General features: G+C 40.1%; 29 protein-coding genes and 1 riboswitch. Of the genes, 9 read left to right on the forward strand and 20 right to left on the reverse strand.

All coding sequences use genetic code 11. The features are described 5' to 3' along the window. Positions 1-7: 7 nt before the first annotated feature. From ACIZ62_RS11700 to ACIZ62_RS11725, 6 genes are all read right to left on the reverse strand, one after another. Positions 8-589 (reverse strand): hypothetical protein, encoded by a 582-nt coding sequence (locus tag ACIZ62_RS11700; protein ID WP_111886479.1) that lies wholly within the window; start codon positions 587-589, stop codon positions 8-10. Between the two features lie 89 nt (positions 590-678). Then, positions 679-1176 carry a hypothetical protein gene (locus ACIZ62_RS11705; RefSeq protein WP_162624363.1) on the reverse strand — a complete coding sequence of 166 codons (498 nt, stop codon included), beginning with the start codon at positions 1174-1176 and terminating at the stop codon, positions 679-681. Between the two features lie 127 nt (positions 1177-1303). Further along, positions 1304-1426: riboswitch (molybdenum cofactor riboswitch) on the reverse strand. Positions 1427-1604: 178 nt separating this feature from the next. Then, complete coding sequence (locus ACIZ62_RS11710) at positions 1605-2012, reverse strand: zinc ribbon domain-containing protein (protein ID WP_111886477.1); 408 nt, start codon at positions 2010-2012, stop codon at positions 1605-1607. Between the two features lie 12 nt (positions 2013-2024). Then, positions 2025-3062, reverse strand: coding sequence for a DUF4349 domain-containing protein (locus ACIZ62_RS11715; protein ID WP_111886476.1), 1038 nt, complete (start codon positions 3060-3062; stop codon positions 2025-2027). A gap of 146 nt (positions 3063-3208) precedes the next feature. After that, positions 3209-3862, reverse strand: a complete 654-nt coding sequence (locus tag ACIZ62_RS11720) for a hypothetical protein (protein WP_414150205.1) — start codon at positions 3860-3862, stop codon at positions 3209-3211. Continuing rightward, positions 3859-4386, reverse strand: a complete 528-nt coding sequence (locus tag ACIZ62_RS11725; RefSeq protein ID WP_111886474.1) for a flavodoxin family protein — start codon at positions 4384-4386, stop codon at positions 3859-3861. Before ACIZ62_RS11725 ends, ACIZ62_RS11720 begins: the two co-directional genes overlap by 4 nt. A gap of 251 nt (positions 4387-4637) precedes the next feature. Between ACIZ62_RS11725 and ACIZ62_RS11730 the strand changes: the two genes are divergently transcribed. After that, positions 4638-5288 carry a TetR/AcrR family transcriptional regulator gene (locus ACIZ62_RS11730; protein ID WP_111886473.1) on the forward strand — a complete coding sequence of 217 codons (651 nt, stop codon included), beginning with the start codon at positions 4638-4640 and terminating at the stop codon, positions 5286-5288. Positions 5289-5350: 62 nt separating this feature from the next. Here the strand turns inward: ACIZ62_RS11730 and ACIZ62_RS11735 are convergent, their stop codons facing one another. Then, on the reverse strand, positions 5351-6331 hold the full coding sequence (locus ACIZ62_RS11735) for a uroporphyrinogen decarboxylase family protein (protein WP_111886472.1): 981 nt from the start codon (positions 6329-6331) through the stop codon (positions 5351-5353). Between the two features lie 32 nt (positions 6332-6363). Beyond that, positions 6364-6993: a corrinoid protein gene (locus ACIZ62_RS11740; RefSeq protein ID WP_111886471.1), complete on the reverse strand. Its 630-nt coding sequence runs from the start codon at positions 6991-6993 to the stop codon at positions 6364-6366. A 621-nt stretch (positions 6994-7614) separates the two neighbouring features. Here ACIZ62_RS11740 and ACIZ62_RS11745 point away from each other — a divergent pair. Continuing rightward, positions 7615-7887 carry a zinc ribbon domain-containing protein gene (locus tag ACIZ62_RS11745; protein WP_111886470.1) on the forward strand — a complete coding sequence of 91 codons (273 nt, stop codon included), beginning with the start codon at positions 7615-7617 and terminating at the stop codon, positions 7885-7887. Positions 7888-8100: 213 nt separating this feature from the next. Next, positions 8101-10254: an HD domain-containing phosphohydrolase gene (locus ACIZ62_RS11750; RefSeq protein WP_414150206.1), complete on the forward strand. Its 2154-nt coding sequence runs from the start codon at positions 8101-8103 to the stop codon at positions 10252-10254. A gap of 42 nt (positions 10255-10296) precedes the next feature. On the opposite strand, the gene ACIZ62_RS11755 is transcribed toward ACIZ62_RS11750, so the two are convergent. The 7 genes from ACIZ62_RS11755 to lpdA form a co-directional block, all read right to left on the reverse strand. Next, entirely contained in the window at positions 10297-10818 is a 522-nt protein-coding gene (locus tag ACIZ62_RS11755; protein ID WP_111886468.1) for a PadR family transcriptional regulator, read from the reverse strand. 307 nt (positions 10819-11125) lie between these two features. Next, entirely contained in the window at positions 11126-12142 is a 1017-nt protein-coding gene (locus ACIZ62_RS11760) for a radical SAM protein (protein ID WP_111886467.1), read from the reverse strand. A gap of 103 nt (positions 12143-12245) precedes the next feature. Next, positions 12246-12605 (reverse strand): ArsR/SmtB family transcription factor, encoded by a 360-nt coding sequence (locus ACIZ62_RS11765; RefSeq protein ID WP_111886466.1) that lies wholly within the window; start codon positions 12603-12605, stop codon positions 12246-12248. Positions 12606-12805: 200 nt separating this feature from the next. Then, complete coding sequence (gene arsD, locus ACIZ62_RS11770) at positions 12806-13171, reverse strand: arsenite efflux transporter metallochaperone ArsD (RefSeq protein ID WP_111886465.1); 366 nt, start codon at positions 13169-13171, stop codon at positions 12806-12808. Positions 13172-13228: 57 nt separating this feature from the next. Continuing rightward, entirely contained in the window at positions 13229-13507 is a 279-nt protein-coding gene (locus tag ACIZ62_RS11775; RefSeq protein WP_111886464.1) for a hypothetical protein, read from the reverse strand. A 69-nt stretch (positions 13508-13576) separates the two neighbouring features. Then, a complete protein-coding gene (gene arsA, locus ACIZ62_RS11780; protein WP_111886463.1) occupies positions 13577-15292 on the reverse strand; it encodes an arsenical pump-driving ATPase in 1716 nt (571 codons plus the stop codon). Between the two features lie 108 nt (positions 15293-15400). After that, a complete protein-coding gene (gene lpdA, locus ACIZ62_RS11785) occupies positions 15401-16786 on the reverse strand; it encodes a dihydrolipoyl dehydrogenase (RefSeq protein WP_111886462.1) in 1386 nt (461 codons plus the stop codon). Positions 16787-17053: 267 nt separating this feature from the next. Between lpdA and ACIZ62_RS11790 the strand changes: the two genes are divergently transcribed. Next, positions 17054-18205 carry an aminotransferase class V-fold PLP-dependent enzyme gene (locus ACIZ62_RS11790; RefSeq protein ID WP_111886461.1) on the forward strand — a complete coding sequence of 384 codons (1152 nt, stop codon included), beginning with the start codon at positions 17054-17056 and terminating at the stop codon, positions 18203-18205. After that, complete coding sequence (locus ACIZ62_RS11795; protein ID WP_111886460.1) at positions 18205-18744, forward strand: (Fe-S)-binding protein; 540 nt, start codon at positions 18205-18207, stop codon at positions 18742-18744. The genes ACIZ62_RS11790 and ACIZ62_RS11795 overlap by 1 nt, the downstream gene beginning before the upstream one ends. A gap of 202 nt (positions 18745-18946) precedes the next feature. Here ACIZ62_RS11795 and ACIZ62_RS11800 read toward each other — a convergent pair whose 3' ends face one another. The 5 genes from ACIZ62_RS11800 to ACIZ62_RS11820 are packed head-to-tail and all read right to left on the reverse strand — an operon-like array spanning position 18947 to position 21267. Continuing rightward, positions 18947-19354: a putative zinc-binding protein gene (locus tag ACIZ62_RS11800; protein ID WP_111886459.1), complete on the reverse strand. Its 408-nt coding sequence runs from the start codon at positions 19352-19354 to the stop codon at positions 18947-18949. Between the two features lies 1 nt (position 19355). Further along, positions 19356-19757, reverse strand: a complete 402-nt coding sequence (locus tag ACIZ62_RS11805; RefSeq protein WP_111886458.1) for a putative zinc-binding protein — start codon at positions 19755-19757, stop codon at positions 19356-19358. Further along, entirely contained in the window at positions 19750-20598 is an 849-nt protein-coding gene (gcvH, locus tag ACIZ62_RS11810; protein WP_111886457.1) for a glycine cleavage system protein GcvH, read from the reverse strand. Before gcvH ends, ACIZ62_RS11805 begins: the two co-directional genes overlap by 8 nt. Then, positions 20591-20893, reverse strand: coding sequence for a ferredoxin family protein (locus ACIZ62_RS11815; RefSeq protein ID WP_111886456.1), 303 nt, complete (start codon positions 20891-20893; stop codon positions 20591-20593). The genes gcvH and ACIZ62_RS11815 overlap by 8 nt, the downstream gene beginning before the upstream one ends. A 2-nt stretch (positions 20894-20895) precedes the next feature. Next, a complete protein-coding gene (locus ACIZ62_RS11820; protein ID WP_111886455.1) occupies positions 20896-21267 on the reverse strand; it encodes a hypothetical protein in 372 nt (123 codons plus the stop codon). Between the two features lie 184 nt (positions 21268-21451). On the opposite strand from ACIZ62_RS11820, the gene ACIZ62_RS11825 reads away from it, so the two are divergent. From ACIZ62_RS11825 to ACIZ62_RS11840, 4 genes are all read left to right on the forward strand, one after another. Next, positions 21452-21757 carry an ArsR/SmtB family transcription factor gene (locus ACIZ62_RS11825; protein WP_111886454.1) on the forward strand — a complete coding sequence of 102 codons (306 nt, stop codon included), beginning with the start codon at positions 21452-21454 and terminating at the stop codon, positions 21755-21757. Between the two features lie 16 nt (positions 21758-21773). After that, positions 21774-22139, forward strand: coding sequence for a putative zinc-binding protein (locus tag ACIZ62_RS11830; RefSeq protein WP_111886453.1), 366 nt, complete (start codon positions 21774-21776; stop codon positions 22137-22139). A gap of 130 nt (positions 22140-22269) precedes the next feature. After that, entirely contained in the window at positions 22270-22701 is a 432-nt protein-coding gene (locus ACIZ62_RS11835; protein WP_111886452.1) for an arsenate reductase ArsC, read from the forward strand. Positions 22702-22725: 24 nt separating this feature from the next. Continuing rightward, complete coding sequence (locus tag ACIZ62_RS11840; protein WP_111886451.1) at positions 22726-23145, forward strand: arsenate reductase ArsC; 420 nt, start codon at positions 22726-22728, stop codon at positions 23143-23145. Positions 23146-23332: the final 187 nt, after the last annotated feature.

Here is a 23332-nt window from a genome sequence, read left to right on the forward strand (position 1 = left end):
AATTATTTTACTCGAAATATATTTCACTTAAATACTTGCAATTTCGCAAACTAAAGGTCTCACCGGTAATAACAATTTCCATGGGACCCGTTCCACCCTGAGTTTTATCGGTATTTTGAATCCCGTTTCGTTCATAGACTAGATAGACCCCACCCGCGTCCAATTCAGCCACCGTCCCGGGGGACGCATAACCATCAATGGCTTTATAGGTTACGGTATTATACTGATGGTAGTCAAAGTTAGTGGTGTCGAGCACATCTTTTAACAGCAAACCACCAAAGACCACCTCTTCTCTGCCGTTACTGGTATTTAGCCCCTCATCAATCAAAACCTTTGGCAGTACTTTGACCTCGTCAAGATTAAACTGGGCAACCATTTCATCACCGACTATTATTTTAACAGTTTCCTGCCCCAGAGCACCCAACCGCTGCTCCGTCTGACTTTTGTTAATCGCAATCAGAAAAACAGAAGAAAGGGTTAAAGAGAGAATCACCAGTGGCAGGATCCATCGTTTGAGCCGCTCTTTGCGTTTAGAATTTTTGTTACTCAAATTAACCAAGGTGTCATCATCACGCGTTTCTCTGCTCATCTTTTTAACCCTCCTTTAATTCTAAAATCCGCACCGCTCCCCAAACAAAACAAAGCAGGCAAAGGTGACTTTGCCCACTTAAGCTCTTATTATTTCACAACACTCATTTTACTGATGTTTTGAACCCAGGCGCTGGAACCTAAACTGCCTGCCACTACGCTGACGAGTTCTTCACCGTCAAGTGAGATGGTCAGTAGTGAATCCTCTGCTTCCACCGTCGCCTGATCATAGGGCTTGGAATAACCATCTGATGCTTCCATCGTGATGCTGGTAAAATCGGTGACTCCTAATTTTTCGGCTACGTCTTTTAAGGCATACCCTTTAAAAATCCCACCTGTTTCTGAGCCATCTTTTTTAGTCATTTTTATGGTTTTTTCAACCAAAGGAAGAGCCGCAAGATCTGCCTGGGTCAACTGGGTTTTTCCATCAACCCCTTCCAGGGTAATGCTAAACTCGGCCACCTGCTCCTGGCTTTCCGTTTTGGAAGCGTTTTCTTCTTTTTTTGAATCTGCCGCAGGTGAACTGCAACCAAGCAGACCAACCCCTAAAACCATCACCAATGCCAGTGTTAACAACTTCTTTTTCATTTTTTCCTCCTGAGCTTTCTTTTTTACGGAAGCATGCTGAGTCAGGAATCCCAACAGAAAAAACAAAAAAAACAATTTTTGCAAAAAAAGAAGGCTCAGCAAAGCTAAACCCACAAAAAATTCGATGCAAACATGAATTCTCTTACTTTTCCAATGTGGGAGGCCCTGTCGTTTCCAACAAAACCCTAACGTCATAACCTCCATAATATTCTAATATTTTAGGAAGTTAAGATCAGTAAGCAATTTCATTCCGTATTTAATTATTTTTATTATATTTTTTTTGCCTTTAATTGTCAATGTCTATTTGTTAATGGCCCTGATAAATTTACAGTCGCTTCTCACCCATCCTTCACACAACGCACGCGATAACGTGCTAATCACAAAAAAGATGCCAACTCGTAGGCATCTCTTTTGTATGTTATAGCTGCTTAATAGTAATACATAGAACCCATAATGGATGCCATAATTGCCCCCATCACAATGCTGATGAGAATTCCCAAGGCGATGGCAATTGCCATCATTATCAAATATGCCCGGGCAAAATTCTTTTTATTAGGACCTGTTTCACTGCCAAATCCCCAAATAAAGAGCATCACAATCCCGGCAATGGGAATGGCTGTGATCAAAAACATAATCAGGTACTGTCCCATCGTAATCAAATCCACTCCCGCGGTAGCTCCGACCGGTTGTGTCGGTGGACTTGCTCTAACTGGTTGGGGCTTTGGTATCGTACTTACGGTCTGGGATGGTGCCGAACCTCCTGATTGTTTGGCTCCGCAATGGGTACAAAATGCTGCATCATCTGGAATTTGTTTACCACAGTTTTCACAAAACATTGTCTTTCCTCCTTATTTTTTATCCTCTATTTTTGTATCTTCCGGTTCAATAGTATCGATTTTTTTGAGACGACGCTTCTTTTCTTTCATTTTCTTTCTGATCATCATACCAATAAAGAATCCTAATCCGGCAATGGCAGCAAATGGAATCAGCCTGAAAATTAAAACGATCAGAAAGGCAAAGATATAAAGAACTAAATTGATCGATGTTACAAACCCTTCCGCTATTTTAGAAAATATTTCAGAAAAGGGGGAACTTACCACTGACGAGGATAATTTCTTTTCATAAAGTGAAATATAAATCGTTGAGTAGGCCATATCGGTATCCCAGTTTTTTATCGTGGTGGTCAGACTGTCAATTTCTGTGCGTACACGGTTTAGTTCACTCTCAATCGCTAACAAGTCGGTGATATTGATGGCCTGTTTTAAATACTCCACCAGTCGTCCCTCTTCAATTTTCAGATTATTAAGACGCGCCTGCACGTCCTGATACTGCTGCGAAATATTGGTGCTGCTGACATTGGCACTAATAGGACTGCCTAATGTCTGGATCTCGGTCATCGCTTCTGAAAATTTCGCCGATGGCACCCGAATGGTAAGATAGCCCGAGTTAGCTTGAACGCCAGCCTGTTCTGATGCATAGTTCGATCCCGCATCCTGAACAAATCCACCCAATTCCTGCGCATAGTTACGAATTTTTTCAAAGGTACTTTGGTAGTCGTCGGTGTTCAGACTGATGTTTCCGCTATAAATAATCTTTGATGCATCAAAAGGTGCACTGGCATTTGCCGCTGGCTCGACTGTCTCCACCGCACTTGCCATCTCACCGTTTGTCTGATCAGAAACCATGGACTCATCGATTGCGGTTTTACTGTTTTCCTGGATAGCGCCACCAAAACACCCCCCTGCAACGATCATCACCAGACAACATAAACTAACCGCCACAACCCATAAGTAATTTTTTTTGGTACTAAGTCGTCTGCGTTTTTCCTGGCTCAAACATCCTAATTTTTCTTCTTCCGGATTCTTTTTCGGGTTTTCCTGAATCATGAATCCACCTCCTAAATAAATTTCTGATATTTTGTCATTTAATCTATTTTTTACTTTTTACCCTTATTTTCGCTAAAAATGCATAAACTTTTTTTTATCGTTTCAGTTCGTTAATTCTCCTGCTCTTCTCTTTGTGACTCATTGATTTAAAGATTCTCATAGGGGCTTTTTGCCTGATCCCCAATCCCCTTTTCCCGACGCTGTTTATCAATTCTTCGATTCATCATTTTTGCCATTAAATAATAAACCAGCCCCGGCATCCTTAACTGGGCATGATGATATAGGTTCGGCTGAGAGATTTCTTGCTTTGCCACGTTTTCCAGAAAAAGTCCAAACCCGTGCTCAACTTTTTTACCATTTAATAGTTTGTCTAATGGTTGACCATTTAGCATTGCCCCCATGCCAATCACAAATCCCCCCTTATAACTGAGGTCATAATCACCGGCAAACAGTTCTAGCATGTTCAGACCTGATTCATGGGTATGAACATAGGGCATCCCGCCCTGAATAATCCCATAAAGACCTTGTCCATGGAGGACGTCCTGGTTCTTTTCAAGCTCTTCTAAAAAGTATACTGTATCGGCTGGATAAGTATCAATGTAGCAGGGACCAACCATGATAATCGTCTGGGCGTCATTAATAGCTACCAATAACGGATTTAAATTTTTTAAGTTTGGATATAAATGCAGGATTTCTGCCTGATAATCCCGAGAAGAAAGAAACGTCTGGCAACGATTAGCCAGCATCATACTTGTCCCTGTTTTTCTGGGACTCAGGTTTATTATAACTGCTTTTTTCATTGGTTTAAACCCTCCACTACCGATTCAAGGCAAACGTTAAGGTTGCTGTCATCAACCATATATACACTACCCTTGATGTTCATAATCTTGATGTTTTCCACAACCAGGTTCTTAAAAGCACTTTTTTCGTCATTCTTCCATTGATCCTTAACACCAATCGCTACTAGAGTGTGAACCCGACCAATTTTTCCTTTAACCAGCTCCCCCTTTTTACAATAATAATGCCGATCTCCAATAACAGCACATTTATCGAAAACACGTTTCATTTTAAATGAATAGCTTCCCCATTTAACCGGGTTTACCATGACCAACACATCAGTTTTCATCAATTTTGGCAGAATAATATCGGCATCATCCCGATGTATGCACTGTCCATAGGTTTTATCAGTACATCCGCCACAACTGTAACATGGACCCACGTCCAAATCAGTTAAAGAAATAAATTCAGTTTCTATTTTTCCATCCCTCAGTTTTTTATTGAGTCTTTCGCCAACTTCTGTATGATCTGATAAGATTGTAATCATAATCGCCCTCTTTTCTTCATTTTATAACAGCAGATGTTAAAGCACACTTCTCTAAAAGGTAATATATTACATATATTTTAAATTGTCAACCGAAACAATTGTCATCAGTTAAAGGGACGAATTGTTTTATTTCTTTCCACTTAAATTAAAATCATAAAATTTATCTGATTTATAATTTTTTGGATTTAAATCTATACCGAAATATGATAGGATGTAAGCAGATTGAATCCTGAAGACTCGAGGAGTATAAAATGTACGAAAAAGGTATCCAGACAAGAAACCATCTTTATGAAATTTCAAAAAAGTGCTTTTATGAACATGGTTATGAAAAAACAAAGATTAAAGACATCGTAACAACAGCTGATACACCCATTGGTCTTTTTACCTATTATTTTAAAACAAAAGATAAGATTGTCCACGAGATCTATTTGGATTATTACCAGCAAATTGACAAATGTCTAAACGCACTGACAATTGATGGATTTGAAAATCCCATCCTTCATCACGCGGCTTTGAGTTATATCTATTTTGATCTGATTCTCAACAATGAAAACAATCGACGGTTTTACTATGAAATTCTTAGAAAAGCCTCAAACTATCGCGTTGCTGGTGATTTCATCCGCAACACCTACCTTGGTTATATAAAAGAATACAATTTAGTCGTCAGCGAAAGAGAATTCGATAACTTACTTTTTATTGATTTTGGTGGACGCCGCGAGTATTTCCTGAACTATTTTGAAAAACCTTTAAATGACTCGATTGACGAATTGATCTTTTTACTTAATGGAATTCTACCCCGATTGCTTGGCATCGATCAACATGCGGTCACCACCCTTCTTTATAAGGGTATCCAAATCGCTAAAACCATTGACTGCAGGCAAATTAAGTTTCTCTATAAATAATTGTTATCATCTAAAAAGGAGGTTTCAACCCAGATTTAAAATGGGATGAAACCTCCTTTAAATTAAAACATTTCTTTTGTCATTTTATCAATTTCTTCATCCGTTGCTTCGTAAACACCGGGGAATGAACTAACGTTCAGGCCCTGGCTGGCACCAGGTATGAAATATAGTTTTCCGCATCGTCGACACGCTGTTTCCACTTTTTCTGCAATATTTTCCTGGGTCCATCCCGGGAAATCAATAACGCCGCTATCAATATCACCCATAAACGTTATTTTTTCGCCATACGCTTTAATCAGTTCTGGGACATTGTTGGTGGTCATCACGCCTTGCCAAATATCGATACCCATTTCAATCATGGATGGTACCAGGTTAGCACCATAGCTATCACTATGATGTATGACTAATTCTACCCCATTGTCTTTGTAATACCCATAGATTTTCTTATAGGCCGGAACAAAGAATTCATCAAACATCTCTGGAGAGATAAATGAATTGATCTGACTGCCCCAGTCATCATGATGGAAAACGGCATCCGGATGAAGATGATCAATAAACTCTTTCGCCAGTTTAAGTTCAAATTCCACAATATAGTCAATGAGCTCATGCATCGCTTCCGGCTCTTCGTAATATGCCATTAACGCTTCTTCCATGCTCATCAGATAATGAACCTGCTCAAAAATTCCTGGTGCCACAAAAACAGTGACATATTGATCATTTCGGTCAACGGCCTCGGCTTCAGCAATGGCAACAGCCCATTTTTCCTCGGGTTGTTCAACCGAAGGTGCTTTTACATAGTCCCTCCATTTGGTAACATCTTTGACCACAATATGTTCTTCATCATGTACCGGAAAGGCACCTAATTGACCTTCTGGCCAGCGAATGGTAACTCCCCATTCATTCACAATCTCTCCACCTACTGGTGGCTTAATTCGTGTAATTGGCGTTTTCATCATCATTGCGAAAGCTTCGTATTGTTTTACAAAGCGATCCGGGTTACCACCCTTCATGACCTCTACCAGATTCTGTCTTTTTGTCAGCATTTTGATTTCTCCTCTTGTAAATATTTATGAAATTAAGCCGTAGCCAGTTCTTTCGCTTTGACAGCCGCACTACCAGCATCCGGCGCATATCCGTCGGCGCCAACTTCAGCAGCATATTCCGGTGTAACCGGGGCCCCCCCAACAATAACTTTTACATCCGGACAAGCCGCTTTAACGGTTGCTACGGCTTCTTTTAAAGCTGGCATGGTGGTAGTCAGCAGGCCAGAACACGCGACGATTTTCACATTATCATTATCTTTAACTGCCGAAACAAAGGTGTCCGCGGGTACATCAACACCTAAATCAATCATATCAAATCCGGCACTTTCGATCATCATCGAAACCAGATTCTTGCCGATATCATGGAGATCCCCAGCTACGGTACCGATTACACAAGTACCTAAAGAAGCGGAACCGTCGCCAGCCATCAGAGGTTTTAACACTTCCACGCCTTTTGACATGGCCTTAGCCGCGATTAACATTTCCGGTACGAAAATTTCTCCTGATGAGAATTTGTCCCCAACAACACCCATGGAATCGACCATAGCCTGGAGAATTTCTGCTGCTGCATTACCTTCATCCAGGGCTTCCTGAACCAGACCGGGAACCAATTTGGACTTTCCTGCTTCGACCTTTGCTTTAACTTCTTCAAGTTTTGACATATTACTTCTCCTTTAATTTTTATAATTGATAATTACGAATCCGCTGCATTTAACGCAGTCCGTTTCGTAATTACCTTATTATACGCTAAATGGAATCTTTTATTTACAGCCATAACGATTATCAATATTGTAATTTATTTTTTATTTCCAACTTTATTGTACTCGTATACAACATGAATGTCAATATTTTTTAGTATATTTTAATTAATATACTGTTTTAACCTTAATTCTAGTCCAAATTACGACATGATTTCTGTTTTTTTTATCATTATTTCGTTTTTTCTGCTATTTTGTCTTCTTGCTCTAAATTTACTGTTAAGTTCATTTTATTATAATGTCACATACTTTTACAATTTAGATCATTCTAAGACGAATCACTTTTTTCCGTACACATTTATTGTTGGTTTGTAAATTTGTTTTCTTAATTTTCTCTGTATTCTAATGCACACCAGCGCGTCACTTGTTTTGAAATGGAAACACCGGGTATAATAAATCCAAGTCAAAGGTCTTGGTGTGGCGATTCTTTGCCTTGAGACAAACAATCACCACGTCATTGCTTCCTGAACCAAATGTGCTACAAAGCTAAACCGAGATTTCTAAATAATGAATGGAGATACGACAATGAATGAAAAACTATGTCAAAGCTGTGGAAAACCGATGGGCGAAACCAATAAACTGTATGGCACTGAAAAAAACGGTACCAGGAGCCTTGATTATTGTGACGATTGTTATAAAAACGGTGAATTCACGTCGCAAATTACAAAAGAACGAATGATTGAGGTGAGTATTCCCTACCTATTAAAAGAGAAACCAGGGATTAGTGCCGATGAAGCCAGGCAAGAAATGGAAGCTTTCTTCCCAACCTTAAAGCGATGGAAGCAATTCAAATCGTAATATATTTCTCCGACACCGATTAAAAGACAACACGATGAAGTATTTCGATTCTTAAAATCGTTCATAATTTATCAATAAATCATTGTATTCTTTATTAAAATTATGCATAATAGGAATATAAATAAATGCGATTCAATTCTGCAAAAATCTGAGCAAAAAATGCGATCGCATCTCAGATAAAACTATGAATTTTGGGATAGGAGGTCGGGGATTATGGCAAATAATTTTTATCATGAAACCATTAAGCATTTGCATGTGGGTTATGCGTATCATCGAATTATTTGTGATACTCAAGGCGTTCCTGTAGATTATGAATTTATTGAGGTTAATAAAGCCTTTGAAACCGCAACTGGACTGCAAAGCCAAATGATCATCGGAAAGACATTAACACAAATATTACCAGAGATCAAGGATTCAGACTTTAACTGGATACGTTTCTACGGTGAGATTGCTCTTAACAACGGAGCGGATGAAATCGAACAGTATTCAGAGCCTTTAAAGCGATGGTATCGGATTCAGGTCTATTCTCCCGAAACCAATTATTTCATCACCTTATTTCATGATATCACCAGAGAAAAGCAGGATTTGGCTGAGAAGAATCTGCTTCTTACCACCCTCCACGATATTGTGTTTGAGGTCAGCGACGATTATTATTTCACGAATGTCATCGTCCATGACGAAACCACGCTTTTTATGCCCAAAAATAAGATCATTGGAAGTCATATCACCACTATTTTTTCAAAGGATATTTCTGATGAAATCTTATCTGTTTTTAAAAAAACTTATACTACTCAAAAAAAACAAAACTATGAATATAAATCTCCGCTGATTTCCGATGAACGCTGGTTTTTAGCCGATTTTTTTTGTATTAAAACCGATCAATCATTCAAATTTGTGGTCAGTATTCAGGATATCACCCAGCGTAAAGTTATTGAGAAATCACTCTTTATCGAAAAAGAACGTTTTCGAACGACTCTGTTGTCCATTGGCGATGGTGTTATTTCTACCGATTCACGGGGATATGTTACCTTAATCAACAAAGTTGCTGAAAAACTTACCGGTTGGTCTTTGCAAGAAGCTTATGGTTTACCCCTTGATCAGGTTCTTTGTCTTGTTGATGAATATACCCGAGAAAGCTGTGAAAACCCAGCCGCCCGGGTTCTTGAAACAGGAGCAATTATTGAACTCAACAATCATACCTTGCTTTTGTCTAAAGATGGCCTGACGATTCCAATCGAGGATAGTGCTGCCCCAATCAAAGATCAGGATGGTCATATTACCGGAGTTGTTATTGTCTTTCGGGACTTTTCTGATAAAAAAGAGAAGCAGGAGCAAATTGAATACTTAAGCTTTCACGATCACCTTACCGGTTTATACAACCGTCGTTTTTTTGATGAAGAACTAAGACGCTTAAATACCCCACGAAATCTGCCTTTATCGCTGCTTATTTTTGATGTCAACGGATTAAAGCTAACCAATGATGCCTTTGGACATCTGGCTGGGGATCGACTACTTCAAAAAGTTTCCCAGATCATGCAAGAAAAAGCGAGAAGCGACGATATTATCGCCCGTGTTGGCGGTGATGAGTTTGTTATCCTACTTCCCCAGACGACTATCAAGGAGGCCAAAGAACTGGCGAAACGGATCAATACAGCGCTAAGCCAAGAAAATCTCGAAGCAGGTCATATCTCTATTTCCAGCGGCTGGGGTGTTAAAAATACTCCGGATGAGGAAATTGACGAGGTCTTTAAAGCTGCTGAAAACAAGATGTATCAATACAAAATTTCCGAACGCAGCAGCACCCGTAACGAAGCTATTCAATTTATTATGAAGACCCTTTATGAAAAGCTTCCCCGTGAACAGGAACATTCAGAGCGGGTGAGTAAAATTAGCGGCCTTATCGGAACCGAGCTAGGAATGACAAATGAAGAGATTAATGAGTTGAAAACGGCAGGTACTCTTCACGATATTGGGAAAATTGCCATTGGTAACGAGATTTTGGATAAGTCTGATAAACTAACTAATTTTGAATGGATGGAAATTCACAGGCATCCGGAAATCAGTTACAGCATCTTGAGTTCGCTCAATGATTACGCTCCGCTCGCCAATATTATTCTCTTTCATCACGAGCGATATGATGGCAAAGGTTATCCCAAAGGCTTATCCGGCGATCAAATCCCTTTGCAAGCCCGGATCATCGCTGTTGCCGATGCTTTTGATGCGATGACTTATGGCCGACCATATAAAGAACCGCTAACACTTGAGGCCGCCATTCAAGAAATCATTAATGGCAAACATACCCAGTTTGATCCAGAAGTCGCTGATGTTTTTTTGCGTATTGTCTCAGAAAATAATAATGAATTATAAAAACCGTACATCGTTAGAAGATGTACGGTTAATTTTACCCATTTATTCCAATGAGGTATTTTTTAAATCATCAATGAGTTTTTCATGCCAGTTCAAAACCATCTCATAATAGGTCCGACCAAACGAAAGACTGGCGTATTCAAAAGGGTCCATCCCATCACCGATTGTTCTTTCAATTTCCGACAGTTTTTCCATAGCATCCTGTACTGTCCCTCTAAAAAGTTCGATATTTAGAATCGCATCATTTTTCTTTAAATGTTTGTAAAAAAACAGTTTTGCCAAATATTCCTGATTAAAAGGAGAAAATGTACAAGGTGTTTGCAGCCATTCGATAAAATGTTCGCGTCCTTTTTGCGTTATGGTATACATTTTTTTAAACCGGTTACCTTCGACAATTTCAGAAAAAGTAATCAGTCCAATCTTTTCCAATCGTTTAAGCATTGGATAAATACTACCAAAACTGGCATCAATAAAATTTGATGTCCGCAAGACCATCATTTGTTTGATATCATAACCGGTCATATCCCGATCCAACAAGAAACCAAGGATTGCAAATTCTAACATAACACCCTTCTTTCAGCACACTCTTTCTTTTTCAATGCGATCCACCTGATCATACCTTTAGTGCATCATCACACTTTCTTTTTAGTTGCTATTACCCTCTTAATAATCCATTATCTCAAAATAATCTGTACACCAGACCAATAATTATTCTGGTTTTTTAAGTATATCGTTTCGATATAAGCAATTGTATAATATTTATTTTATATGTCAATAGTTTTTACACAAATTTTTATTAAATACAGAAAAGTACTGTATCGCGCTCAGTTCGCTTTTACAGTACTTCCTTACTCATTTAGATTTTATACTCCTATGGACAGCGTACGAAATTTCGAACCCATAGACAGTCGGCACAGGATGGCGTATTGAAATTGCAGTCGTATTTGGTGTCTTCTACCAGGCTACATCCACCGCGGAGATCACAGTCAATACAGGATGGATATTGATTATTGTAAACTGTGTTCCAGAAATCCTGATATTCTTTGCCTTCGATAATCGCTTTTAAGGATTTTTCACTTACATTTCCAAATGAATGTTTAATCACTCTTTTTTTGTCCCCAAAGACGTACTCATCATAACTGTTGGCCAGACGGTAGCAGGACATCACTTCGCCCTTGGTGTCAATATAAACATAACCTTTGTCAATGAAGGTACAGCGTCGTTCAGTTTTTAATTCCATATCCGGAATATTTATTTTAATATCGCGATAGGTAAATATTTTTTCTAAATAAGCCTTACCTTCAGCATTTTCATATCGATTATAAAAAATATCATTTGTATCTTTTTCGTTGATCGGTAGCAGATGCGATAGCGACAGCCGATGAAAACCATAGTGCCTCATCATATCCATGATCTCAAACAAGGCTTCTTTATTACTTTTTGTCATCACATAGGCAACACCAACCTTTGGAGTGGATGAATGGGTTTGTTTATGATACTTTGAGATTGTTTCAAAGGTATTGATTAGTTGATCCTTGACGCCCTGGGTATCTTCGTGATACTGGTCTGCTGAAAAATAAACCTCATTAAATTTTTCACAGATCAACTTCGCATTTTCTTCTGTCATAATCCCATTACTGGTCATTAAAAGCTTATAACCATCAAATAACTCAACGGCTTCTTTAAAATGTGGGTACACCGTCGGTTCACCGATCCCGCCAAAAAAAACTTCTTCAAGTGACCCAAACTCTTTTACCTGTTCACGAATGGACTTTAATAGTTCCAAATCCATATCCCCTTCAATGGTGTCCCAGGTATGCCTAAAACACATCTCACAATTCAGATTACATCGATTTGTGAGCTCAATATATAGCCGTTTAAGTTCCATATTATACCTCGCTTTTTGTTAACCACAGTCTCCCCCAAGCACAACACCTGTCACCGGACAGGTCTAACTTTCCTAAACACAATAGTTAGCGTTACCTCATTTTTTATACTATCAACGCTGTTATACTATGGCAGGTTAATTCACTCTTCTGATAATGACTTAATTTATTTATTTCTTCCATTAAAAATTCTTCTTTATTTAATTCCGTCTCAAAAATAGTTGTCAGAAAGGGATGCTCAGAAAAAACGGACGCCTTTATTTTATAATAGGCAAATTTGTTCTGCCGACGACTTTCCAAAAAACCAGCATCACTCATCAATCTGAGATGCTTTGAAAGATTAGATTGAGAGATTCCCAATAAGTATTCCAACTCGCAAACACACAGCTCCTGAACGTATAATAAATTCAGAATTCTTAGGCGATTCGTATCTGATAAAACCTTAAGTATTTCAACAACTGTCATTTTTTCACCTCTTGTATCTATAACTTTTATTAAAGCCACCACTTCAACGATTCATTTATAAAAATCAAAGCAAAGGGTTGTTAGTTAAGTTGCCTGCAACACCCAAACAACCCTTGCAAAATTTGCACCTTGAATATTATCTCTATGAACGTAAGCTTTTCAGACCTTTTTCATTGGTTTTCTGACCTGGTACGCGCCCGTTAATCATTCTTGATTATCGTAGCTGTTTGAGCCTTCGCAACCAGCTTCACTAATTCTTCTTCAGATAGTCCTGCCCAGGTTGCCAATTCTGTATTGGAAGGGTATCCTTTTTTCCTTTTTACTTCACCATCGACAATAGTGACCGGAAGCACTTCAACCCCTTCGTTAAGAATTAAATCATTTACTGTCTTGCTAGCAACAAAGGCCATTGGGTCTTCAGACAAACCATATCTGAGAATTTTTTTTCCTTCACCTTCTAGCACATTTAATATGGCTGAAACCCGTAACAACTCGGGGTCTACACCTGGTCCACATACCCCTGTTGAGCAGCACATGGCCGGATCATATATTTCTACTTTATTCATTTTCTTCTCCTTCTAAAAGATGAGCCTTTTAAAAAGCTCTGCTCTTAATCATTTAAATTAACAACAACCTGATTTCTGAGCTGAGTCCTCAACAATCAACTTGCCTTCATCATCGGTTTTTAACGTAACTGTGTTCGTTTTAATAACAGCTTCACCTTCCATTAACACATTAATGCCATTTACGACCACTGGTTGATCATCTGCTTTTTTATTGGTAAAAGTAAAATAAAGGGATGTTCCACAACAACCCTGTTGCAGGGATGCCTGGAGTGAATCTTGACCGCCTTCTTTTAACATTTCTTCTAATACCACTTTTGCTTCATCTGTAATAATCATTTTGTTTCTCCTCTTAGTTTTATTTTTAATTAATTCAACTTGTTCGTCGATCTGTCGAAACAGACTTGTTTATTTTTTCCAGGGAATAACCACATAGTTTCCTTTAGTATCTTTTGCAATTCGCTTGATCCATTTTTCTTCATTATTGGCGCGTGCCCGTAAGAATGGGTCCTTGGTGTCGGTGGCCAATAAACTGGCGTTCATAACCCACCACTTATTCATAATACCAGCACGTTTTAAATCTGCTTCTAAGCGCAGTGCTTCAAAAACTGGTGTTGCTTCTGGTAGAGCTACAATCACCACTTCCGTTTCGGCCTGATTTTGCAATCGTGGTAAAAGATTAACAACTGAATCCGGAATATCTGCATTGGATCGTTCCATTTCTTTATGATAGCTCTCAGTCGAGTTAAGGAGCAGCAAGGTATGACCAGTTGGTGCCGTATCAATCACAACTACTCCATCTTCAGCTTTTTTTACCTGTTCTGCAAAAGCTCTAAATACGGCAATTTCCTGGGTACAAGGAGATTCTAAATCTTCAATAATGTAATCAATGTCATCTTGACTCATATTCGCTGCTTTGGCTTTTCCAACGACCTCATCACGATATTTTTGCAATTCTTCGGCTTCATCAATATTACTGACACTAATGTTTTCACCACCCATAGTTGATGCACTGATATGCCCGGCTGGATCGGTGGTGGTTAGATAGACCTTCTTGCCCATTTTTGAGAGTCCCAGTGCTATAGCGGCTGCGATAGTCGTTTTACCAACGCCACCTTTACCCATGGTGAAGATCACTTTTTTATTTGAATCGTACATATCTTTGACCAGTTTTTCCAAACCAGGCAAGTCAATTGTTTCCTGAACTTTTTCAACATCAATCACATCATCTTCGGTGAATAGTCGGCGTATATTATCAACCCCGGCAACGTTATAGGCACGAAGCGGTAAGGTATAAATATCCAGAGTCTTTAAACTATTGGGAATATTTTTGACGGCGTCTTTTTGTTTGCCATAAAAGGCTGTCGCAATTTCATCGGTTTTGTCAAAATTTTCCAGCGCTCCGTTGATAATCAGAATTTGATTCTCAACGCCAATTTCTTTTAATTCCTTAGACGCTCTGGCTGCTTCTGCCAGCGGCGATGGTTCCGGTCGTGAAACTAGAATCAAGGTTGTCATATCACCATCAGAGAGGGTTCGCACGGCTTTTTCATACATTTTCTTTTGTTCGGTTAAACCGGATAGCTGCCCCAGACAGGAAGCACCATGGGTACTGTCATCAATAAAGCTGTCCCAGGCTGATGGTAATTGAAGCATTCTGAGGGTGTGACCGGTGGGGGCGGTATCAAAGATAATATAATCATAGTCTTTGCTCATTTTTTCATCAGTGATGAATCGGGAAAATTCGTTAAATGCGGCAATCTCAACGGTACAAGATCCTGCCAGTTGCTCTTCCATACTGGCAATCGCTACATCTGGCAATTTACCCCGGTATGGTCCGACGACAGATTCCTTATATTCTTCAGCGGCCTCGATGGGATCCAGGTTGGCAACCATTAAATTAGGAACGTTCTTAATGGGAACCCCTTGGCCGGATAGTTCAGTTTCAAACACATCCTGCAAATTAGAAGCCGGGTCGGTGCTGACAAGAAATACTTTTTTCCCTTGATCGGCAAGACTCACTGCAGTTGCGCAGGCGGTGGAGGTTTTGCCGACACCGCCTTTGCCAGTGTAAAATAAATATTTTGTTAAGCTAACATGATCAGGTGTAAAATTTTTATACATGAAGGGCCTTCTTTCTTATATGAATAAGAATTCATATGTTCTTATATTCATATGATAACTCTTTCATGTGAACATGTCAAGTGTTCTTTAGTAATTTAAGATCTCCCTTTAAAACCGCGTCGAGACCTTATTAATTGATTTTCCATGCACATCATGCAGCGCTTCCATAATGGCTTCGGACAGGGTTGGATGTGGATGGATCACTTCTCCTAGCACTTCTGCCGTTAAGCCAAGATGCACGGCCATGGTTAACTCAGCCAAAAGATCGGTCGCCTCAGGTCCAATAATTGAGGCACCAATAATGACATCTTTTTCATCGACAATAATTTTAACCTGGCCCTGAATTTTAGCGATGATTTGAGCTTTTCCCAGGGAACGAAAATCAAAACTTCCAACCTTATAAACGATTCCCCTTTGCTGTGCTTCTTTTTCAGTTATCCCGACCGCCGCAACCTGGGGATCGGTATAGACACATCTGGGGATCGCTTTATGAACGCCTGTTTTGTTTTTCCCCAACATATTTTCTGCGGCGATAATGCCTTCCTTAGAAGCGACATGAGCTAAATAAGGTGTATTAATCAGATCCCCTACGGCATAAATTCCTTTTACACTGGTTTCTAGTGACTCATCGACTTCGATCCGACCTCTAGAATCAACTTTAATTCCTACTTCTTCCAGGTTAAGTCCTTTTGAAAAACTGGATCGACCGATCGAAAGCAGCATTATTTCAGCTTCTAAACGTTCACCCTTTTTTAATGTCACTGACACTCCGGAATCCTGAACCTTCACATCCGTAACACCATTGGCGGTCAATACTTTTATTTTTTCCCGTTTTAACTGCCGCAGTAGTTGTTTTGCTACACTCTCGTCCTCGGCACTTAAAATCTGGTCGGCCATTTCGACAATTGTTACTTTCGTCCCCAAGCGACTAAAAAACTGCCCCAATTCACACCCGATGACGCCTCCCCCTACGACAATCATCGATTTTGGCAGCGTTTTTAAAGACAGCGCTTCCGTACTGGTAATCACTTTCTCACCATCATAACAAAACATTTCCGGACAGATCGGGACTGACCCCGTTGCTAATAGTATTTTATCACTTACCAGTGTTAGCGCTTCGCCATCACTCCGCGCAACTTCAACCGTTTTAGCATCGATTAGTTTGCCAACCCCGCGAACCAGATTAACACCATTTGATTCAAAAAGAAATTCAATTCCCTTCACTAAACCAGAAACCAGCTTATCTTTTCGTTCAATAATTTGTTCTAAATTAGCAGTCGTATGATCATTAAAGACCCCAAACTTTTCGGCTTCTGCTGAAGTTGTCAAAACATCTGCCGAAGCCAACAATGTTTTGGTTGGAATACAACCGATATTAAGGCATGTGCCACCAACCTCCTTTTTCTCAATAACTGTCACTTCTGCACCTAATTTAGCTGCCATAATAGCGGCTTCATAACCACCCGGACCCGCACCAATAACCGTAATTTTCATTGTGTCTCCTTTTTGGTTATCTGATCGTTTTGTTTTCATACAACTCAAACAACCGCACCTTCATATGATGTTTTATTCATACGATATCGTTTTCGTGCCAATTTGTCAACCGTAATTTTTTTGCCCCTTTTCCAAACCGATTCGTAGTGTCAGAATTTTAATCAACCCAAATTCTACCTGTTAATTTTATTGACGAAATTACCATTAGCGTCTATGATAAAAGAAACGACTAAGCATATTATTATTTGATTATAGAAGGAGTATATTATGGATATTTATTTAGATAACGCTGCAACCACTTTTCCTAAACCGCTGGCAGTTCCCGAAGCAATTTACGATTATATTGTCAATAATGGTGGAACTTCCGGTCGCGGATCTTATGAAAAAGCCATTATCGCCGATGGTCTAGTCTATCAGACCAGAAAAAAACTGGCAAAACTCTTTAACCATAATGATCCTAAGACCGTGGTCTTCACGTCTTCCGTTACTGAATCTTTAAATCTGGCACTTCAAGGCATCTTAAAACCCGGTGATCATGTGGTGACCAGTTCACTGGAACATAATGCCGTCTGGCGATGCCTAAAAACCCTGGAACGGGATTTGGGGATTTATATTTCAATGGTCCCGGCTACAGAGCAGGGTGAAACAGATATCAGCGATGTGGAAGCAGCCATCACTCCCGATACAAAAGTTATCGTCTTCACCCATGCCTCCAATGTGCTGGGGACGATCCAACCAATTGGTGAAATCGGTGCCTTAGCCCGAAAACATAACATCCTTTTACTAGTCGATGCTGCCCAAACTGCCGGGGTTATTCCGATTGATGTCCAGGCACAAAACATTGATCTTTTGGCCTTTACTGGACATAAAAGCCTTTTAGGACCGATGGGGACCGGCGGATTGGTCGTTAATTGCAATGCTAAAATCGATCCCCTCATCTCTGGCGGCACCGGCGGCGACTCAGCCTACGAATACCAGCCAGACTATTACCCCAACCATCTGGAAGCCGGTACCATGAACGTCAGCGGAATTATCGGTCTGGGTGCTGCCCTGGCATTTCTCGAAGCAGAAGGCCTGGAAACAATCCGACATAAAGAAGATACCCTAATGGACTACGCACTAAACGTTTTAAGTGAGATCCCTGGGCTTGAGATTTACGGTCCCCGGGATTCTTCCAAAACTGTTGGTGTTATTCCGTTTAATATTACAGGTCACGTTCCTGAAGAAATTGCTTTTTATCTGGATCAGGAATGTCATGTGATGATTCGTTCCGGCTTACATTGTGCACCCAGTGCCCATCGTCTGATTGGCACCGTTAGCCGGGGAACCTGCCGCATCGGCATCGGCTATTTTAATGAAACAGCGGATATCGATACCCTGGTCAATGGCTTAAAATCTTATTTAAAGGAGAACAACTAATGTACCTCTCAACCATCAGTCTTATTTACATCAAACCGTGTACCACCGGTGGTGGTCGGATTAAATTTCGTGCTAAACTCAGTAACCCGGTTCCTGAAGTGATGCCTTATCTTAATACTGTCATAAAAACCGGACTTTATCTTCCATCAGCGCAAACCTTCACCTACAAGATTGACAGTCATATTATCAATATCCATGAACGAAATCTCACCTGTACACAGTTAACCAATGAAGCAGAGTGTTATGAGATGATCGATCAACTCTATAATCTGATTAATGAGACCTGGGAAAACCGAGATAACATCGTCCCTAATGAAGAGACCCGAGAGCGACCCAGTGCCATCCAGCTCTACAAATTGTTACCCAAGAAAGTTGGCTGCAAGGTCTGCGGTCAGGGTTCCTGTATGGCCTTTGCCTCCAAACTGATTTTAGGCACCACTCGGCTAAACCAATGTACCCTCATGAAAGAAGAAGCATATGCTCCCAATTATTTAAGCCTGGAAGCCCATCTCCAACTGCTTGGTTATGAAACCGACTGAGTCTAGTTTATGAAAAAATAATCGTTAGTAATAAAAAAGCCAGATTTTCACTGAAAATGATCTGGCTTTTTTATTACTAGATACGTTGGATTAAAGAATTTTGCCAATTGAACTGGCAATTGCGCAGTGCGCCGGCAATTAATAATCGCCCCTACATTAAAGAGTTAATTCTACTTATATCGTTATTAAATTTTTCGCAAATTTATTGTTTTGCTATAATCTCATCAAAAATCTGACAGGTTTTATCGGCTGTTTGCTTCACAAATTCCATCTGTAAATCGGTGAGATGACGTGTTGACAAAGGCTTTTCAAGGGCTTTTTCAGCGCCAATAATTTCAGCTACATCGACACTGCCAGCTACTTTATTGCTATATTTTTCGATAGCCCGTTTGGCACAGCATTTTGAACAGCCATCCACAGCAATGGTAGGATATTTTTCAGCAAATTCCCGTTCGCCGCCATCACCGGCAATAAACAAAGGTAAACATAGGGTGGATACCTTCCCCGGTCTTCGTTCTTCCATCATTTTTCTAACCGCCAGACGAGAAATCGTTCCACCCAGGCACTCTTCGCCACTACATGAAATAACGCCAATTTTGTTTCCTAGCATCTTAGTTCACCTCTCCCTTTATCGCTTTGATCTCTTCGACCATAATCTCAGCCAGTTCTTCGGCGTATTTCCAGCCATCATCCGTGAGATAGGTTCCGGTGCCATGTTCTTCACCACGGTGGGCTTTCATAAAATCTGGGACCTTATGGCTTTTTGCAACAATCCCACCGGTTTCTTCGATACTCTTCTTGGCGCAATACTTGGCGCAGCCATCCATGGTGATGCAGGTTTCGCCTTTAATCTTCCCCACTACTTCGTCATCTCCAGTGACCACATGAGCCAGACAGAGGGTTTCTGTGTCGTTTGGACATTTCTCCCCGGTGACCATCAGCACTGATTCCCGGGCCAATAGGCCAAATACTTTTCCAATCCCGCTACAGGGTACTACTTTTATTTTAGACATCAATTTCTGCTACCTTTCTCTTTAATAACTCAAAATAGGCCAGGCAATCATGGAGAAGATCCCGATCTTCTTCGAAATCACTAAGACGAACCTCCACCAGCCAGCCTTTTTCATAAGGGCTTTCATTAACCTGCTCGGGGGCATCATTTAAACCGGTATTAACAGCAACCACAGTACCAGACACCGGTGAAATAATTTCAAATACCGCTTTGCTGGATTCGATGCTACCTAAATCGTCAAACTGTTCAAATTGATCGCCGATTTCCGGCGGGTCAACATAGAGAATATCAGAGAGATTCTGTTGCACATAATCACTAACACCGACCCTGGCCATATTCCCTGATACTGATACCCAACAGTCATTTTCATTGAAAAAATAATTTGCTTTTGGCACCTTAAAAATAAACTTTCCATGAGAAAAAGAATCATATTCCACTAAGTCCGGTTTAATGAATTCCGATTCGAGCTGTTCTGCAGTGAAACTGTTTGCTTTTTCCAGCACCGCCTGAACCACTGCCAGAGTGTCCGCATCTTCGCGGATTTCAACTCCCAGCTTGATATCCAGAGTCTTGGCAACCTCGCTGACATTGATTTTTTCTTTGATGGCAAGTTGTAACTCTCCGGCAAGTTTGCTGGTACAGCGGGTATTGCAACCATCGATCACCGTTAAGCTGCCAGCTTCCAAAACTTTCTCGTAGCGACTTTTATTCTGATTTAGTAAAACCGGACAGATAAGCTCCACTTCTTCTGATTGAGCCATCTCCAGGGCAACACGTCGGGACAGATCCCCAGCACATTTATCCAAACCATTACAAGGCAATACACAAATCGATTTACTCATCGGTTGCCGCCTCTTTTTCTGCCTTACGAATGGCTTTAATCTTCTTAGTCGTTTCCGGTTTGTCGGGAAATGTAATCGCATCCGGACCACAGGTTTTACTGCAGGCGCGACAAAATACAACACAGTTATTAGGGTTTTTAACCTTTAGTTTGGGCTTGGCATTTTCATCGACTTCAAAGACCTGATGAGGGCAAAATTCCACACAATCCATACAATCGTTACATTTTGTAAAATCAATTCGGGGAGACCAATCAATCCGATCCCGTTCGACACCCATAAAAGTTGATTCGCTCATGACTATACCTCGTATCCCATTTCTTCCAATTTATTCTCAACCACTTCAAACGCTTTTTCATTGGTCATATCGCGGATGTCGAGCATCACGGCATCTTCTTCAATACTTAGTCCCGCTTCTTTAAAGGCATCCTTAAACATCTTCTTTTGCATATTGGGCGCACAGGCACCAATAATTACTTTTCGATGGGACTTTAAAAAATCGGCTAAGAAACGATCGCCGTCTTCCTCACATAGTTGCGGATGAATAAAAGCGTATTCAACCGGTAACTCAACCCGCACCTGATTGATAAAATCCCAAATGTCCATGGCCTGAAATCCAGGACATTTTCCGGTACAGACACACATAATAAAACCTGGTAATTCTTGACTCATATCTTCTACCTCGTTTATAATATAATTATTTCCTTATGGATAGCTACATTATACGCCTCACCTTTATTGGTGTCAAGCGTAAAAGATAAAGATTGCTTTTTAATAAGCAATTGCTTATAATGTTATTGAATCAACAGTTTTTGTTTGCGTTCAGTAACATTACCAAATAGAAAAGAGGCCACTTATGAATGCTGACGATGTTTCTGTAAAAATCTTCAAAGCGCTGGGCCATCCCATTCGTTTACAAATCGTAAAATCACTCCTGGTCGAATCACGTTGTGTGTGTGATCTCAACCTTTCTTTTGATTTTAGCCAGGCTAATCTGTCCCAGCATTTAAAAATTCTACGCGAAGCGGGAATATTGGAAAGTAAAAAAATCGGTGTTGAAATGCATTATCGAGTAAAACTAAAAGGCATCGCAAAACTATTAAGTACCATGGATCAAACCGTGGAAGAGTATTTTGAAACACTGGTTTTTAATAGAACTTAAGAAAGAGGTAACTATTATGAAACTTAAAATTTATCCCTGTCCCGGACATTGCAATGTCAGTATGATGACAAAAACCGTTGCCCAGTATTTTGGAATCATTGATGAGGAAAACATTACCATCCTCCCCCATGTCAGCATGAACATTCTTGCGGAGGTTGAAGCGGCCGGTGACAGTGAAAAGTATATTTCGCTCAATGGCTGTCCGTCAACCTGTGCCTCGATGGCTTACGAAGACATGGGCTATGAACGCTATGATGAAATTGTTATGACTCCGGATTATGATATCAAACACAACGAAAAATATACCAATCTGGATGATATTGAAAAAGAAATCGCACACGTCCAGAAAGCCCTTGATAAAATTCTAGAAGTTACTCAGTAATTGCAAGTCTCGAAGTTTTGCATGATCCGAAATTTTTTAATTAAACCAAAATTTAACACAACTTATCTCGTTCATATTTTTTGATTATGATATGCTTATAGCCAAATCTTTGTTATAAGGAGTCAAAAACATGATAAAAGTACTATTTGTCTGTGTCCATAATTCTGCCAGAAGCCAGATGGCCGAAGCTTTTTTAAACGATTTGGGGAAAGACTATTTCATTGCTGAAAGTGCCGGTCTGGAGCCGGGCACCATCAACCCCCTGATTGTCAAGGTCATGGCTGAAGTTGGATATGATCTCAGTCAAAACGATACCAATTCGGTATTCGATTATTATAAAGAGGGTCGTTTATATTCCTATATTATTAAGGTTTGTGATTTGGAAAATGGCCAGCGTTGTCCGGTTTTTCCACTGGCCAGGAATGTGCTTGACTGGAACTTTGAAGATCCGGCTGCTTTTACCGGTACCGAAGAGGAAAAACTTGAAAAGGCTCGACATCTGCGCTATAAAATCCGCGAAAATGTCACTGATCTGATTAATACCTACAAAGATTCCATTTAGATTTTTATAAAACAGGAGAAAATAATGAGCAAACCCAAAGTCGCCTTTATCTGTGTCCATAATTCCTGCCGGAGCCAGATGGCCGAAGCCTTGGGCAAAATATTTGCCAGCGATGTCTTTGAAAGCTATTCAGCCGGCACCGAAACCAAACCGCAAATCAATCAGGATGCCGTCCGTTTAATCAAAGAACGTTACCATATTGATATGGAAGCTACTCAGCAATCGAAGTTACTGACCGATCTTCCTCCCATAGACATAGTCATCAAAATGGGGTGCAACGTCATCTGCCCCTATCTACCCAGCCGTTATGTTGAAGACTGGGGACTGGAAGACCCATCTGGAAAAAGTGATGAAGAATTTATGGCAATCATTGACCAGATTGAGACCAATATAAAAAAACTAGCCGATAACATCCAAAATAACATCCTTCTTCTTACTTCTTAAAAGACAAAAGCCGGGAAATTTTTAAATTTCCCGGCTTTTGTCTTTGTTTTTAATTATTTGATGTCTTTATATAATTGGTATTAGCTTCTTATTTTTGTTCGATGTCGTAGCGGATTCGTTTTTCCGCCACGATCCCGATGTTATTTTCCAGATAGGTTTTGGTCTCCTCCAATCGTTTAACTTCATC

Source organism: Acetobacterium carbinolicum, assembly GCF_047456275.1.
Taxonomy (GTDB): Bacteria; Bacillota; Clostridia; order Eubacteriales; family Eubacteriaceae; genus Acetobacterium; species Acetobacterium carbinolicum.

Excerpts from the sequence above, each read along its gene's own strand:
- ACIZ62_RS11820 (WP_111886455.1), bottom strand. The coding sequence starts at position 21,267 with ATGAGTCAAGAATTACCAGGTTTTATTATGTGTGTCTGTACCGGAAAA.
- ACIZ62_RS11725 (WP_111886474.1), bottom strand. The coding sequence starts at position 4,386 with ATGATTACAATCTTATCAGATCATACAGAAGTTGGCGAAAGACTCAAT.
- ACIZ62_RS11755 (WP_111886468.1), bottom strand. The coding sequence starts at position 10,818 with ATGTTAGAATTTGCAATCCTTGGTTTCTTGTTGGATCGGGATATGACC.
- ACIZ62_RS11800 (WP_111886459.1), bottom strand. The coding sequence starts at position 19,354 with ATGCTAGGAAACAAAATTGGCGTTATTTCATGTAGTGGCGAAGAGTGC.
- ACIZ62_RS11795 (WP_111886460.1), top strand. The coding sequence starts at position 18,205 with ATGTACCTCTCAACCATCAGTCTTATTTACATCAAACCGTGTACCACC.
- ACIZ62_RS11740 (WP_111886471.1), bottom strand. The coding sequence starts at position 6,993 with ATGTCAAAACTTGAAGAAGTTAAAGCAAAGGTCGAAGCAGGAAAGTCC.
- arsA (WP_111886463.1), bottom strand. The coding sequence starts at position 15,292 with ATGTATAAAAATTTTACACCTGATCATGTTAGCTTAACAAAATATTTA.
- ACIZ62_RS11730 (WP_111886473.1), top strand. The coding sequence starts at position 4,638 with ATGTACGAAAAAGGTATCCAGACAAGAAACCATCTTTATGAAATTTCA.
- ACIZ62_RS11815 (WP_111886456.1), bottom strand. The coding sequence starts at position 20,893 with ATGAGCGAATCAACTTTTATGGGTGTCGAACGGGATCGGATTGATTGG.
- ACIZ62_RS11760 (WP_111886467.1), bottom strand. The coding sequence starts at position 12,142 with ATGGAACTTAAACGGCTATATATTGAGCTCACAAATCGATGTAATCTG.
- ACIZ62_RS11840 (WP_111886451.1), top strand. The coding sequence starts at position 22,726 with ATGAGCAAACCCAAAGTCGCCTTTATCTGTGTCCATAATTCCTGCCGG.
- gcvH (WP_111886457.1), bottom strand. The coding sequence starts at position 20,598 with ATGAGTAAATCGATTTGTGTATTGCCTTGTAATGGTTTGGATAAATGT.
- ACIZ62_RS11765 (WP_111886466.1), bottom strand. The coding sequence starts at position 12,605 with ATGACAGTTGTTGAAATACTTAAGGTTTTATCAGATACGAATCGCCTA.
- ACIZ62_RS11835 (WP_111886452.1), top strand. The coding sequence starts at position 22,270 with ATGATAAAAGTACTATTTGTCTGTGTCCATAATTCTGCCAGAAGCCAG.
- lpdA (WP_111886462.1), bottom strand. The coding sequence starts at position 16,786 with ATGAAAATTACGGTTATTGGTGCGGGTCCGGGTGGTTATGAAGCCGCT.
- ACIZ62_RS11720 (WP_414150205.1), bottom strand. The coding sequence starts at position 3,862 with ATGAAAAAAGCAGTTATAATAAACCTGAGTCCCAGAAAAACAGGGACA.
- ACIZ62_RS11805 (WP_111886458.1), bottom strand. The coding sequence starts at position 19,757 with ATGTCTAAAATAAAAGTAGTACCCTGTAGCGGGATTGGAAAAGTATTT.
- ACIZ62_RS11715 (WP_111886476.1), bottom strand. The coding sequence starts at position 3,062 with ATGATTCAGGAAAACCCGAAAAAGAATCCGGAAGAAGAAAAATTAGGA.
- ACIZ62_RS11710 (WP_111886477.1), bottom strand. The coding sequence starts at position 2,012 with ATGTTTTGTGAAAACTGTGGTAAACAAATTCCAGATGATGCAGCATTT.
- ACIZ62_RS11825 (WP_111886454.1), top strand. The coding sequence starts at position 21,452 with ATGAATGCTGACGATGTTTCTGTAAAAATCTTCAAAGCGCTGGGCCAT.
- ACIZ62_RS11750 (WP_414150206.1), top strand. The coding sequence starts at position 8,101 with ATGGCAAATAATTTTTATCATGAAACCATTAAGCATTTGCATGTGGGT.
- ACIZ62_RS11775 (WP_111886464.1), bottom strand. The coding sequence starts at position 13,507 with ATGATTATTACAGATGAAGCAAAAGTGGTATTAGAAGAAATGTTAAAA.
- ACIZ62_RS11830 (WP_111886453.1), top strand. The coding sequence starts at position 21,774 with ATGAAACTTAAAATTTATCCCTGTCCCGGACATTGCAATGTCAGTATG.
- arsD (WP_111886465.1), bottom strand. The coding sequence starts at position 13,171 with ATGAATAAAGTAGAAATATATGATCCGGCCATGTGCTGCTCAACAGGG.
- ACIZ62_RS11735 (WP_111886472.1), bottom strand. The coding sequence starts at position 6,331 with ATGCTGACAAAAAGACAGAATCTGGTAGAGGTCATGAAGGGTGGTAAC.
- ACIZ62_RS11700 (WP_111886479.1), bottom strand. The coding sequence starts at position 589 with ATGAGCAGAGAAACGCGTGATGATGACACCTTGGTTAATTTGAGTAAC.
- ACIZ62_RS11705 (WP_162624363.1), bottom strand. The coding sequence starts at position 1,176 with ATGAAAAAGAAGTTGTTAACACTGGCATTGGTGATGGTTTTAGGGGTT.
- ACIZ62_RS11745 (WP_111886470.1), top strand. The coding sequence starts at position 7,615 with ATGAATGAAAAACTATGTCAAAGCTGTGGAAAACCGATGGGCGAAACC.
- ACIZ62_RS11790 (WP_111886461.1), top strand. The coding sequence starts at position 17,054 with ATGGATATTTATTTAGATAACGCTGCAACCACTTTTCCTAAACCGCTG.